General features: G+C 70.2%; 21 protein-coding genes. 6 read left to right on the top strand and 15 right to left on the bottom strand.

All coding sequences use genetic code 11. The features are described from left to right. From VGD44_RS07680 to VGD44_RS07665, 4 genes are all read right to left on the bottom strand, one after another. Window positions 1–1,053: M24 family metallopeptidase (locus tag VGD44_RS07680; protein WP_331085545.1), on the bottom strand; the 1,053-nt coding region annotated here is incomplete at its 3' end. 5 nt (window positions 1,054–1,058) lie between these two features. Further along, entirely contained in the window at window positions 1,059–1,559 is a 501-nt protein-coding gene (gene ruvC / locus VGD44_RS07675; RefSeq protein WP_331085543.1) for a crossover junction endodeoxyribonuclease RuvC, read from the bottom strand. Window positions 1,560–1,627: 68 nt separating this feature from the next. Beyond that, window positions 1,628–2,320, bottom strand: a complete 693-nt coding sequence (locus tag VGD44_RS07670) for an SHOCT domain-containing protein (RefSeq protein WP_331085541.1) — start codon at window positions 2,318–2,320, stop codon at window positions 1,628–1,630. 122 nt (window positions 2,321–2,442) lie between these two features. Next, window positions 2,443–3,204 (bottom strand): site-2 protease family protein, encoded by a 762-nt coding sequence (locus VGD44_RS07665; protein ID WP_331085539.1) that lies wholly within the window; start codon window positions 3,202–3,204, stop codon window positions 2,443–2,445. Between the two features lie 74 nt (window positions 3,205–3,278). Here VGD44_RS07665 and VGD44_RS07660 point away from each other — a divergent pair, with 74 nt between their 5' ends. After that, window positions 3,279–3,905, top strand: coding sequence for an adenylate/guanylate cyclase domain-containing protein (locus VGD44_RS07660; RefSeq protein WP_331085537.1), 627 nt, complete (start codon window positions 3,279–3,281; stop codon window positions 3,903–3,905). Between the two features lie 42 nt (window positions 3,906–3,947). Here VGD44_RS07660 and VGD44_RS07655 read toward each other — a convergent pair whose 3' ends face one another. Genes VGD44_RS07655 through VGD44_RS07645 form a run of 3 tightly spaced genes read right to left on the bottom strand, consistent with a single transcriptional unit; the run spans window position 3,948 to window position 5,427 of the window. Then, entirely contained in the window at window positions 3,948–4,421 is a 474-nt protein-coding gene (locus VGD44_RS07655) for a cupin domain-containing protein (protein WP_331085535.1), read from the bottom strand. A gap of 11 nt (window positions 4,422–4,432) precedes the next feature. Beyond that, window positions 4,433–5,011 (bottom strand): TetR/AcrR family transcriptional regulator, encoded by a 579-nt coding sequence (locus VGD44_RS07650; protein WP_331085533.1) that lies wholly within the window; start codon window positions 5,009–5,011, stop codon window positions 4,433–4,435. Then, window positions 5,008–5,427 (bottom strand): ester cyclase, encoded by a 420-nt coding sequence (locus VGD44_RS07645; protein ID WP_331085531.1) that lies wholly within the window; start codon window positions 5,425–5,427, stop codon window positions 5,008–5,010. The genes VGD44_RS07650 and VGD44_RS07645 overlap by 4 nt, the downstream gene beginning before the upstream one ends. A gap of 257 nt (window positions 5,428–5,684) precedes the next feature. Between VGD44_RS07645 and VGD44_RS07640 the strand changes: the two genes are divergently transcribed. Beyond that, complete coding sequence (locus VGD44_RS07640) at window positions 5,685–6,305, top strand: PEPxxWA-CTERM sorting domain-containing protein (protein WP_331085529.1); 621 nt, start codon at window positions 5,685–5,687, stop codon at window positions 6,303–6,305. Between the two features lie 78 nt (window positions 6,306–6,383). Here VGD44_RS07640 and VGD44_RS07635 read toward each other — a convergent pair whose 3' ends face one another. From VGD44_RS07635 to VGD44_RS07620, 4 genes are all read right to left on the bottom strand, one after another. Further along, a complete protein-coding gene (locus VGD44_RS07635) occupies window positions 6,384–7,100 on the bottom strand; it encodes a peptidylprolyl isomerase (protein ID WP_331085527.1) in 717 nt (238 codons plus the stop codon). Window positions 7,101–7,121: 21 nt separating this feature from the next. Next, window positions 7,122–7,595 carry a hypothetical protein gene (locus VGD44_RS07630; RefSeq protein WP_331085525.1) on the bottom strand — a complete coding sequence of 158 codons (474 nt, stop codon included), beginning with the start codon at window positions 7,593–7,595 and terminating at the stop codon, window positions 7,122–7,124. A 5-nt stretch (window positions 7,596–7,600) separates the two neighbouring features. Continuing rightward, window positions 7,601–8,284, bottom strand: coding sequence for an EcsC family protein (locus VGD44_RS07625; protein WP_331085523.1), 684 nt, complete (start codon window positions 8,282–8,284; stop codon window positions 7,601–7,603). A gap of 62 nt (window positions 8,285–8,346) precedes the next feature. Further along, on the bottom strand, window positions 8,347–8,496 hold the full coding sequence (locus VGD44_RS07620; protein WP_331085521.1) for a hypothetical protein: 150 nt from the start codon (window positions 8,494–8,496) through the stop codon (window positions 8,347–8,349). Window positions 8,497–8,609: 113 nt separating this feature from the next. Here VGD44_RS07620 and VGD44_RS07615 point away from each other — a divergent pair, with 113 nt between their 5' ends. From VGD44_RS07615 to VGD44_RS07600, 4 genes are all read left to right on the top strand, one after another. Continuing rightward, complete coding sequence (locus VGD44_RS07615) at window positions 8,610–8,819, top strand: hypothetical protein (RefSeq protein ID WP_331085519.1); 210 nt, start codon at window positions 8,610–8,612, stop codon at window positions 8,817–8,819. A 79-nt stretch (window positions 8,820–8,898) separates the two neighbouring features. Beyond that, window positions 8,899–9,270, top strand: coding sequence for a hypothetical protein (locus VGD44_RS07610; protein WP_331085517.1), 372 nt, complete (start codon window positions 8,899–8,901; stop codon window positions 9,268–9,270). After that, window positions 9,270–9,542 (top strand): DUF5985 family protein, encoded by a 273-nt coding sequence (locus tag VGD44_RS07605; RefSeq protein WP_331085515.1) that lies wholly within the window; start codon window positions 9,270–9,272, stop codon window positions 9,540–9,542. Before VGD44_RS07610 ends, VGD44_RS07605 begins: the two co-directional genes overlap by 1 nt. After that, a complete protein-coding gene (locus tag VGD44_RS07600; protein WP_331085513.1) occupies window positions 9,539–9,817 on the top strand; it encodes a DUF5985 family protein in 279 nt (92 codons plus the stop codon). Before VGD44_RS07605 ends, VGD44_RS07600 begins: the two co-directional genes overlap by 4 nt. Here the strand turns inward: VGD44_RS07600 and VGD44_RS07595 are convergent, their stop codons facing one another. The 4 genes from VGD44_RS07595 to VGD44_RS07580 form a co-directional block, all read right to left on the bottom strand. Next, on the bottom strand, window positions 9,818–10,300 hold the full coding sequence (locus VGD44_RS07595) for an SRPBCC family protein (protein WP_331085511.1): 483 nt from the start codon (window positions 10,298–10,300) through the stop codon (window positions 9,818–9,820). 61 nt (window positions 10,301–10,361) lie between these two features. Next, window positions 10,362–11,066, bottom strand: coding sequence for an MgtC/SapB family protein (locus tag VGD44_RS07590; RefSeq protein WP_331085509.1), 705 nt, complete (start codon window positions 11,064–11,066; stop codon window positions 10,362–10,364). Window positions 11,067–11,069: 3 nt separating this feature from the next. Next, entirely contained in the window at window positions 11,070–11,276 is a 207-nt protein-coding gene (locus VGD44_RS07585) for a hypothetical protein (protein ID WP_331085507.1), read from the bottom strand. After that, window positions 11,276–11,778: YebC/PmpR family DNA-binding transcriptional regulator (locus VGD44_RS07580; RefSeq protein ID WP_331085505.1), on the bottom strand; the 503-nt coding region annotated here is incomplete at its 5' end. The genes VGD44_RS07585 and VGD44_RS07580, both read right to left, overlap by 1 nt.

The following is an 11,778-nucleotide window of genomic DNA, read 5'->3' as shown; positions in this document are numbered from 1 at the left end:
GTCGTTGCCGTCGATGCCGATCTCGAAGGACGAGGTCAGCGCATCCTGGATGCGGTTGGCGGCGGCGAGGCCGGCCTTGAGGCCCGCCGGCGCGTCGGTCTCGCCGGGCTTCAGCACGTAGGCCAGGTGCTGGGTGTCGGTGTTGAGCCGCAAGTAGGTGACGCCGAAGTCGGTCCAGACCAGGTCGCCGGGCTGGATCACCGTATCGCCTTCGAGCAAGGCCTTCACGCCCTGGCGGTGGACGCCGACCGAGGGGTGGAACCAGGTGTCGAGGCCGAGCTCGGTCAGGCGGGCGCGGAGGAACCACTCCACGTCGTCGGTGGTGGTCACGCCGGGCTTGATGGCCTTGGCGGAAAGGCCCTCAGCGAGCACCGCGTGGGCCAGGCGCACGATGCCCGGATAGAGCCGCATCTCCATCGGTGTGCGGGTTTCGAGCCAGCTCACCGACAGACCTTCGCCGGAGACGATGCGGTCGCGGAACTGGGGCGCGAGGGCGGCGGTGAGCTCGTCGTGCTGGCTCTTGGTGAGGCCGTCGCCGAACGCGGTCAGCGGCGAGATGTTGAGCGCGATCCGCTGCGGGTTTCGGGCGGCGATCAACTCGGCCAGCGCCTTCCACTGGTCGGGCTCAGCATCGGGGTTCCAGGCCGGCTGGAAGAGGCCGCCCAGGCCGTAGCGGCTGACCGTGAGCCGCTCGATCGGCTTGCCGCCGCCGGGGTTGTAGAACACCAGGATCGTGCGCCGCCGGGCCCGCAGGCTCCTGGCGTCCAGCATCGTGGCGACGACCGGGTCCTCCAGGTACTCGCGGGCTGCCAGCACCCACATGTCGACCTGGTGGACCTGCATGATCAGCGGGACCACCCGGTCCAGCCGGTCGGCGAGGACCGCGTCCACCACCTTCGCCCGCTCACGCGGCGACAGGACGGGCGGCAGGGCGGGATGCGCCTGCTCGGCGGGGCTCATCGGGAGGATGGGCGGCTCGGCGGCGTGGGCGGCGCCTGCCAGCGCGAGGACCGCCAGCAGTCCCACCCACAGCCGATCGCCAACAGACGCCATGATGCTCATGCTACCCGCCGCGCCGTGCGGGCGTGGGCGTGGGCGATGGCGACGGCCAGGGCGTCGGCGGAGTCGGAGGCGGTCTTGCCGGCGGTAGGCAGAAGGCGGGCTATCATCCAGCCGACCTGGGCCTTGTCGGCGCCGCCGGTGCCGACGACGGCCTTCTTGACGACGGTGGCGGCGTATTCGGCGACCGGCAGGCCGGCGCGGGCCGGGACCACCAGGGCCATGGCGCGGGCGTGGCCCAGCTTCAGCGCCGACTGGGCGTTCGAGTTCATGAAGGTCTCTTCGACGGCCGCCTCGTCGGGGGCGTGCGCGGCGATGACGGCCTCGATCTCGGTGAACAGCAGCCGCAGGCGCTCGGCGAAGGGCAGCTTGTCGTTGGGGGCGATGACGCCGTGGGCGACGTGGCTGAGCCGCATGCCCTCGCAGGCGATGACGCCCCAGCCGGTGCGGCGGAGGCCGGGGTCGAGCCCAAGAATGCGGATGGGGCGAATCGCGTTCATCGTCTGTTCCGGCGAAGATGCCGGAACCACGGAGCGGTGGGAATGGTGAAGCGGAGGTTAAGGGGGGGTCAGGCCCGGCCCAGAATCTTGGCCTTCATCTCCTGGAACTCGGCGTCGCTGACCGCGCCGGAATCCAGCAGCTCCTTGGCCCTCTTGATCTCCTCGACCATGCGGTCGGTGGGCGCGCCGCCGCCCACGCCGCCCATGGCGCCGATGGAGACCCCGCCCGAGGCCGCCCGGGTTTCCTCCAGGCCGCGGACGCGCCGCTTCTCTTCCCAGGCCTGCTCCTCGTACTGGGCCTTGGCGTACATGGCCGAGGCGGCCTGGGTCGGCACGCCGTCGACGGCGATGCCCGGGTGGCCCAGCAGCAGGCTGTCGAAGGCGAGGTTGGAGCCGCAGAGGTTGTCCAGGATGTTCTGCTCGAGGCGGACGTCCTTGAGGTCCTTCCACTGCATGTCGGCCATCTTGAAGCCGCCGAGCAGGCCGCGCTGGACCGTCAGGATGCGGCTGGAGGTGATGGCGATCACGCGGCGGCGCGCGAAGAGGGCGAAGACGCGGTGCTGGATGGCGCGCGCCAGCACCTGCTCGCCGGTCATCAGGGTGGAGTCGAGAGTGGCCTGCGCCTTGGCGGCGCGTTCCTCGGCGCCCAGGAAGACCAGCGCCGCCCAGATGGCGAGGGCGATCAGGCCCACGCCGAAGCTCAGCACCGAGATGAGGAGCCAGATGCCGATGGCCTTCAGGAGCTCGACGACGCCCTTCATCGGCGTTTCCCCCAGGGTTGTCCGGAAGGGACGCTAGAGCATTCGGCGGTTCGCTTGAACCGCCGAATGCTCAGAACCTTGCTAGGGAAAGACCATTCGTCGGCGACGAATGGTCGGGCGCCTCACCTCCAGAAGTGGAAGGCGTCCCACCCGGCCTGCATGGCTTCGACCGGCACGCCCAGCGCCGCGGCCAGCACGACGGCGACGCCGAACAGCAGGTCGCTGAAGCCCGGGATCAGGAAGACGGCGGCCAGCAGGATGAGCAGCGACAGCCCCTCCAGCCGGTGCAGCATCGGCGCCCAGCCCGCCGGCAGGAAGGGGCGGATGGCGTTGAAGCCGTCGAGGCCGGGCAGCGGCAGCAGGTTCAGGATCAGGGCGGTGGCCTGCAGGAAGGCCAGCATCGCGACCGCGTCGAACAGCATGCCTCGGGAGGCCCAGATGCCGAGGACGACCGCAAGCAGGACGAGCACCGCCAGCGTCGCCGCCGGCCCGGCCAGCGAGGCCGCCGCGCGCCAGGCGGGGCTGCGCATGAGGTCATTGCGCAGATAGACCGCTCCGCCCGGGAAGCCGATGCCGCCCAGCGCCAGGGCGATCAGCGGGATGACCAGGCTGGTCCCGAGGTCGCCGTAGCGGCGAGGGTCGAACGACAGGTAACCCTTGGCGCGCACCGTGTGGTCGCCGGCGACGTAGGCGGTCGCTGCGTGGGCGAACTCGTGGGCCATCACCGCCAGGATCCAGCCCACGATCACGAACGCGAAGGTGAGCGGCGTCTTGGCGGGTGGGCCCATGGCCAGCGCGGCGCCGAGGCCCGCGAAGGCGGCCAGCAGGGCGAGGCCGATGAGATTGTTGGGCGGCTTGGCCGGGGCGGCCGACGTGGTCGTCATATGGGAGAGATAGGTTGACTCGGCCGGTTGCGAAGGCTCGCATCGCGCCGGCTTGGGCGAGGGAGAGTTTTGGGATGGCTGAGACGGCATCGGACGGCGAGGCGCCCGCCCTCAACACCCACGCCCGCCTGGAGGCCCTGCTCACCCGGATTATCCAAGAGCCCGAGAAGCGGGACGAGATCGCCGAGGAGATCGAGCGCGACTTCACCCAGCGCCGGGCGGTGCTGGTGCTGGACATGAGCGGGTTCTCGCGCACGACCCAGCTCCACGGGATCGTGGTGTTCCTGTTGATGATCCATCAGATGCGGCTGCTCGCCGTGCCGACGATCCTGGCCGCCGGCGGCAAGCTGGTGAAGGCCGAGGCCGACAACCTCTACTGCCTGTTCGAGACCGTGGACGCGGCGGTGCGGGCGTCGCGTGAAATCATGAACCGCCTCGAGACCGTCAACGTTCTGCTGCCGGCCGACCGGCGGCTCTACGCCTCGATCGGCGTGGGGTTCGGCGACATCCTGGTGCTGGACGATGCGGACCTGTTCGGCGACGAAGTGAACCTCTCGTCCAAGCTGGGCGAGGACGTGGCCCAGGACCATCAGATCCTGCTGACCGAGGCGGCGCGGGCCGAGCTGGACGAAGGCGTCGCGACGACGCCCGAGCGCGTCAGCATCTCGGGACTGGTCTTGCACTACCACGCCCTCGCTTGAGGCCACCATTCTTCTCCTCACCGTAGAGGGAGGGAGCCCGCTCTAACCCCTGTGGATGGGGTCCACCCACGCCACGCCCTCGGGCTTCTCGACGGGGTCGATGTCGAGGTTGACCACGACCGCCTCCGAGTCCGAGCGGACCAGCACGCACGAGAGCGGCTCGTCGGTGGAAGCGTTGATCTCCTGGTGCGGGACGAAGGGCGGCACGTAGATGAAGTCGCCCGGCCCGGCCTCGGCGGTGAATTCCAGCTTCTCGCCCCAGCGCATGCGGGCGCGACCGGAGACCACGTAGATCACGCTCTCCAGTGGGCCGTGGTGGTGGGCGCCGGTCTTGGCGTTGGCGTGGATGTGGACGGTCCCGGCCCAGAGCTTCTGGGCGCCCATGCGGGCCCGGTCGATGGCCACGGCGCGGTCCATGCCGGGCGTCGTCGCCGTGACGGGGCCTAGCTGGTCGCCGGGCACGACGCGGACACCGGTGTGCTTCCAGCCGTCTTCGGGGATCTCGACGTCGCTCATGGGCGGCGACGCTAGCCCTTCCGCGCGGCCTCCACCAGCGCGCGAATGGCCCAGCGGCGGACGCGGCGGGCCTCGGCCTCGTTCACGCGCAGGACGTCCTTGAACACGACGACCGCCTCGATGCCGAGCAGCACGACCAGGGCCTTCGACAGGGCGTCCAGGGCCTCCGGGTCGAACGTGTCGACGGCCGGCGCGAGGGCCTCGGCCACCAGGGGGCCGCGTCGGTTCTGGCGGGCGGGCTCGGCGGCGCCGGCCGGACGCTGGACGGACTGGGCCAACATGACCCGCAGGCCAGCCTCGTTGGCGGCCATCATGCGCGACAGGGCCGTGTCCACGCGCTCCAGGCGCGCGACGGGGTCGCCGGTCGTCTCGCCCTGGAAGATCTGCTCGGCGGTCGGCGCGGCGACGTCGAGCGCGGCCTCCAGCAGCAGCGCGTCGAGGCCCGGAAAGTAGCGGTAGGCGGTGGCGCGCGAGACCAGCGCCGCCTCGGCCACCTCCTCGAAGCTGGGCGTGCGGCCATCGCGCATCAGCCGCGCGGCGGCTTCCAGCAGGTCCTTGCGGGTGCGGAGCCGCTGGTTCTCCCGGCTCATTGCGGCAGTTGCTGCAGGATGGCGGCGAGGTCGATCCACACGTTCTCGCGCTTCATGCGGCCGTCCGGCGCATACTCCACGACGTGCAGCAGGCGGAATTCCAGCGGGCGGCCACGGCCCTCCAGGCCGAAGGGGCGGCCGGGCGCCTTGCCCCGCCAGAGGCTCTCGTCGACCAGGAAGTCTTCGCCATAGAGCCGCCGGATGGTCTCGATGCGGCCGTCGGAGAGATCGGCGAACAGGGCCTCATAGAAGCTCCTGGCGCCGTCCGGTCCGATGGTGGGGCCCGTGGGCCAGCCGACGATGTCGTGCTGGGCGTCGTCGGTCAGCGTGGCCAGCACGCCCTCGACGTCGTCGGCCTGCTCGAAGCCGAAGTGCTGGTCCATCATGGCGTCCATCTGGGTGCGGCTCAGGGGCATGGCGAGGCCTCTCGTTCCTTCGGGGTCCGATTAATGAGATTCAAATCTCATGTAAAGATCAAAGTCGCACATACCGGCACGGTTCCCGCGCGCTCAACTTTTAATTTCATTTAACTCCGCATAACGCTGTGCTTGAAAACCCGGGCAAGTCACTGGGGGGCTCTTCCGGTTAGAAACGGAGTGGAGGGGCCATGAGGCTTCTGGGTGCTGTTGCTTGCGCCGCCGGGCTGGCTATCGCCAGTCAGGCGTCGGCTGCCGTGAACCTGTTGGCGAACGGCAGTTTTGAGACTGGGGACTTCACGGGTTGGAGCTATGCGGGGGTCACCCCGTCGGGCGCGCCGGCCGTGGTGATCCCCTACAATTCGCCGGCCGGGTATCCGGGCGGCGCGTTCGGCGAGCCGATCCCGCCGGACGATTCCGCGTCGGCGAGCCCGGACGCAGTCGGCGACTTCGCCGCCTATTTCGTCGCCGATGGCGCGAACGAGGTGCTGTCGCAGACGGTGTTCCTGGACGCCGGCCTCTATACGATCGGCTTCTCGGTCTACGTGCCGTTCAACGGGTTCAACAACTCGGGCGACGCCTCGTTCACCGGCACGGTCGCGGGCGTGAACCTCGCGAACTTCAACGTCGATGGATCGACGCCCGGCGAGTGGGTGCACTTCGCCGGCGTCGCGAACATCGCGGTGGCGGGGAATTACGACACCTCGTTCATCTACAACTCCGGCCCGGCGCCGGCCGGCGACTTCGTGGTCGACCGCGCCTACATCGTGGCCGGGAACGCCATTCCGGAGCCCGGAACCTGGGCGCTGATGCTCCTGGGCTTCGGCGGGGCCGGCGCGGCGCTGCGGGCGAGCCGTCGCAGGATGGCGACCGCCTGATCTACTGACGCCATTCGGGGTCGGGCGGAGGGCTGCACGAGCGCCCCAGTCCGAGGTGTCCCCCCGAAAGGCGACGCATCAGCCGGTGACGCGGCTGACCTTGGTGATGCGCACCGGCTTTACCAGGATCTCGCCCTTCATCGCGCCCTCGCCCTTGTTGGGGTCGGTGGGCATGACGATAATCTTGCGGATCACCTCCAGGCCTTCCACCACCTGGCCGAAGGCGGCGAAGCCGGGGTTGGCCTTGGGGTCCTTCTTGTCGGCGTCGAGGTAGCTCATGTCGCCGAGCATGATCGACCAGTCGGCCTGGGCGGTGCCCGGCGCGAAGCGGCCCATGGAGATCACGCCGTCCTTGCCGTGGGTGAGGCCGGTCTTGATCGTGGACTCGTGGGCGATCGGCGGCAGCTTCTTGGCCGGGTCCTTCTGGCCGCACTGGACCAGGCCGTAGTCGGCGCCCGCGTAGTCCTTGGGCTTGCTGGCGCGGAAGCACGTGGCGCCGATGAACAGGCCCCGGTCGACGTACTTCAGGTAGTTGGCCACCGTGATCGGGGCCTTGTCGGGATAGAGCTCCACGACGAACGCCCCTTCAGTCGTCTCGACCTTCACCCTGGGATTGGGCTTGGCCGCCGGAGCCGCCGGCGCCGGCGGGGCGGCGGGGACCGGAGGCGTCGCGGCGGGCGGCTGCGCGGGCGCCGCGGGCTGACTCTGGGCGGGGGCCTGCTGCGGCTGCGCCGGCTGGGCGGCGGCAGGGAAGGCGGCGAGCGCTGCGAGCGCGATCAGGGTGCGGCGGAACATGCGGGGCAGGTTAGCGCGCGCTCAGCCGCCGCGACAGTTCACATAGGTGTCGGTCTGTCCGGTCGAGCGCAGGCGGCCGCCGTCCAGCGTCAGCGTCTGCACGCGGCTGGCGCAGAGGCGGCGCGTTCGGCCTTTCTCGGTGACCGCGGAACCCACCCGCGATGTGACCTTCGCCGAGCGGCCGTCGGCGGCGATCTCGATGCGGCGGACCTCGGCGCGCTCGCGGCTGCGCGCCGCCGCCCGCCGCGCCTGGGCCTTCGCCTGGGCGAGCGTGCTGGTCCCGTAAGGCACCGGCGGCTTGTCGCCGACGTAGGCCTGGTCGGTGAACCGGGCGCCGCTTGTGAAGCCGGCGAAATAGCGGTCGAAGTCGCCCGCGTTCCAGGCCTGCTCCTGGCGGGCGACGAAGGCGTGGACGTCGGCGTCGGTGATCCGCGCACCCTGGGCCAGGACCGGGGCGGCGACGAGGAGGCAGAGGAGGACGGCGAGCCGGCGCATGATCCTCACGAACGCGCGAGCCAGCGCATGCGGTAGCCGTTCATCGCCGTGTGGCCGAGCCGCTCCAGCAGCCGCCAGTTGACGATGGCCCCGATCGGCGCGCCCACCAGCGGGATCATCTGCGCCAGCTTCGCCAGGTCGATGTAGTCGCGGTATTCGCGCTGGAAGGTGCGCCAGTCGAAGTGCTCGAAGTCGGCCGGATGTTCGCGGCCGTCCCAGTCCTCGAGGCCGTGGAAGACCTGGGCCCGGCGGTCCGCGCTCGAGAATGCGAGCTGGAACAGGGCCAGGATGTAGAGTCGCTCCTCGAACGTCTCAGCCTCGTGGCCGTAGGTCGCCGAGAGGTCGAACAGGAGCTTGATCTTGATCACCAGCAGGGCCGGGAAGTCGGCCAGCGCCAGCCAGAAGCCGCCGGCGCCCGCCACGCCGCCTTCGACCGCCGCGGTCGTGCGGTAACCGTCGATCGCAGCCAGCGCGCGCCGGTCGCGCTCGGCCAGCGAGGCGCCGATGACGGGCGGCGCGGTGGTGAGGTCGGCGCCTGTCAGGATGGTGCGGGTCATGCCCTCGATCACCGTGGTGATCGCCGCGTGGACCTGCTCTGGGATCATGCGGTTGATGCGGCCCTGCACGCCGCGGGCGGCCTGGTCGAGCACCGAGGGCGGCTTCAGCACCTGGGCCCGCCAGTGCGCCACCTCGCGCCGGGCCCAGTCCTCGTAGGCGGGCTCGGCCGCGCCGAAGGGAGGTTGGGCGCGCGCTATGGGAGCATCACGAACTGAATAATCCACGCCGCGATGGCGGTGACCACGCTACCGGTCAGCGCGCCCCGCACAAAGGCGCCGTTCCGCTCCCACCAGATCCGCCGGGCGCGCATGCGCTGGGCCCTGTCGACCTTCCGTCTCTGCATGACGTCTCGTTCCCCCGAACTCGGCGGCAGTTCTAGCGTGACCAGGATCGCGGCGGAACCGGGGCGCTGCATGGGGGTTGCGAGTCGGGTCTGAGGCTAAGGGACGCATGCGGATGCGGTTATCCACCATTCTGGTCGTGCTCCTCCTGGCCGGCTGCGCCTCCCGCGATGCGGGCCGTGAGGTCGCGGCGGTGGTCCAGGACGAAAGCGCTCGCGGCGCCGCGGCCACCGCAGCCCAGCAGGGCGAGGGCAGCAAGGACGCGGTGAAGGCCGGCGCCGAGGCCGCTGCGAAAGACAAGGACCCGAGCGAGCCGCCCATCTGATCGGCGGGGTTGATCCCGCGTCCCGGCGGGCTACGGTGCCGACCGCCAGGCCGGGGGGGACCGGGTTGGGGAGTGGGATTTGTCCGAAGACGCGGACCTCGCGGTGTTCGTGCGCGAGCACATGCGTTCGGTCTGGGCCGTGGAGCTGCTGATGCTCCTGCGGCGCGACCCCGAGCGCTGCTGGCCGGCCGAAGCGCTGGTTGCGGAGCTGCGCGCCTCGATGAACCTCGTCGTCGACAACCTGGCCGCCTTCGAACGCAGCGGCCTGGCCGTGCGCGACGACGCGGGCTGCTGGCGCTACGCCCCCGCCGCGGCGGCGCTCGACGATCTCGCCGGGCGACTGGAGCGGGCCTACCGCGAGCGCCCCGTGGCGATCATCAATCTGATCGCAAAGCCGCCGGACCCGATCCAGGGCCTGGCCGACGCCTTCAAGTGGCGGGGAGACAAGTGATGGGCGCGTTGGGACCGTCCCTGGTCTATTCGCTGTGCCTGGTGGCGAGCGCAGTCTGCGCCTACCTGCTGCTGCACACCTGGCGAAGGTCGCGGACGCGGCTGTTGTTCTGGACGGCGCTAGGCTTCGTGTTCCTCGCGGTGAACAACCTCTTCCTCGTGGCCGACCTGGTGCTCTTCCCGGGGATCGACCTCTGGCCGTGGCGACAGGCGGCGTCGGCCGTGTCCGTCGGCGTGCTGCTATACGGCTTCATCTGGGAGGCGGAACGGTGACCCAGCCCGATCCCATCATGGCCGCCTTCGCCGGGGGGGCGCTGACGCTGGGTTTCCTGGCGGTCGGCCTGTTCTTCCTGAAGTTCTGGCGGCGCACCGGCGACGGCCTGTTCCTGGCCTTCGCCATCGCCTTCGCCCTGCTGGCGACCAACCAGGCGGTCCCGGTCCTCTTCGGCGTGCCGAGCGAGAACCAGGGCTACATCTACCTGCTGCGGCTGGCCGCCTTCCTGCTGATCATCCTGGCGGTGCTCAGGAAGAACCTGGGGCGGGGGTAGCTACTTCTTCTCGGCCGTTTCCTTCATCGTCTTCAGCACGTTGGCGAACATGCCGGCGCGGCGGGTCTTGTTGGCCTCGCGCTGGTCGGCGGCGATCGACGCCTGGTCGAAGAACAGGGTGTAGATGAACTTCGACGTGGTCTTGCTCACCGGCTGCACCTCGATAGTGCCGTGGTAGAGGATTTGCGGGTTGATGTCGGCATAGGTGTAGGAGGTGGGCGTCGTCGCCACGATGACCTCCTCGATGCGGCCGGCGATCTTGCGCACCGCGCCCACCTCGCCGTCCTTGCCGGCGGTGATCTCGCAGGTGGTCTTCAGCCACGCGCCGATGTCGCAATAGCCCTTTACCTTGGCCCAGGCCACGTCGGCCGGCGCGTTGACCGTGGTCTCCTGCACGATCGAGACGTACTCGCCCGCGGCGTTGGCCGATCCGGCGAGCCCCAGGGCGGCCGTGGCGGCGGCGATGGCGGCGATGGTCTTCATGGCGTTCTCCCCTCAGCTTGTGCGGGGACCATACCGGTCTTTCCGTGACGGCGCCTATCGGTCAGTCGTGGTCGGGCATCACTTCGAACCGGACGACGCGCGGATCGGCGAGCAGGCGGTCGGCGATGTCGCGGCCGCGGACGCCGCCGCGCAGCCGCAACCGGGCCACCAGCTCGATGGTGCGGCCCTCGTCGCACAGACGGTGACCCAGCTTGCCGGGCTTCAAGCCCAGCTCGAGAAGCAGTTGGCGGAAGGTTTCGGCCGGCGAGGCGCCTTCGCGGTGGTAGCCCACGCTGATCTCGGTCACCCGTTCCCGCGGGATCTTCTCGTCCACCCACCGCAGGCCGATCAGGGCGACGAGCACGATGGCGGTCCCGGCCACGCCCAGCCCGTAGAGGCCGACGCCGAACAGGATGCCCAGCGCCGACGTGATCCAGAGCGACGCGGCGGTGGTCAGGCCGTGGACGGACAGGCCCTGGCGGAAGATCACCCCGCCGCACAGGAAGCCCACGCCGGTCAGCACCCCGTGGGCCATTCGCACGGGATCGATCCGCACGACCTCGGCCGGGAAGCCGCCGGGCCAGTCCAGCTGATGCACGGCCGCCAGCATCAGCAGCGCCGAGGCCAGGCACACGAGCATGTGGGTCCGCAGGCCCGCCGGGTGCCCGCGCCACTCGCGCTCCAGCCCGACCAGCCCGCCCGCCAGCGCCGCCGCGGCGATCGGGGCGGCGTAGTCGACGAGGAGGGCGGTGAGCGCGGGGTCCATCGCCTATAGGAAGCGCGGCCCGAGCCAGAGCGCCAGCAGCACGACCACCACCACCGCCAGGATCAGGCCGGCCCGGGGGTTCGATCCCAGGAAGGACTGCCGCGGGGGCTTGGGGGGCTTCGGCGGCTTGCGCTTCGCCTCTTCCGCCTTGGCCTTGCGGTAGCGGGCGAGGTCGGTGACCTCGGGCTCGTGCTTGGGGCCCTTCGCCATCAGCCCGCCAGCTTCTCCAGGTCCTCGGCCGAGATGTCGGCGTTGGAGTAGACGTTCTGGACGTCGTCGTCGTCTTCCAGCGTCTCGATCAGTTTCATCAGGGTGGCCACGGCGTCGCCGCTGAGCGGGGTGAGCGCCTTCGGCCGCCAGGCGAGATGGGTCGACTTGGCCGGGCCCAGCGCCGCCTCCAGCGCCGTGGCCACGTCCGAAAGATCCTCGAACGCCGTGTAGATGGTGTGGCCGTCCTCGTCGGTTTCCACGTCGTCGGCGCCGGCCTCGATCGCGGCCTCCATGACCTTGTCCTCGGACCCGGCTTCGGGCCCGTAGACGATCTGGCCCACGCGGTCCCACATGAACGACACCGAACCCGTTTCGCCCAGGTTGCCGCCGCACTTGGTGAAGGTGGAGCGCACCGTCGAGGCCGCCCGGTTGCGGTTGTCGGTCAGCGCCTCGACGATCACGCCGACGCCGCCGGGGCCGAAGCCCTCGTAACGGATTTCCT

The organism is Phenylobacterium sp., from assembly GCF_036402295.1.
GTDB lineage: Bacteria > Pseudomonadota > Alphaproteobacteria > Caulobacterales > Caulobacteraceae > Phenylobacterium.
Note: the sequence above shows the minus strand (reverse complement) of the source record. Positions and strands in the feature narration are given on the sequence as shown.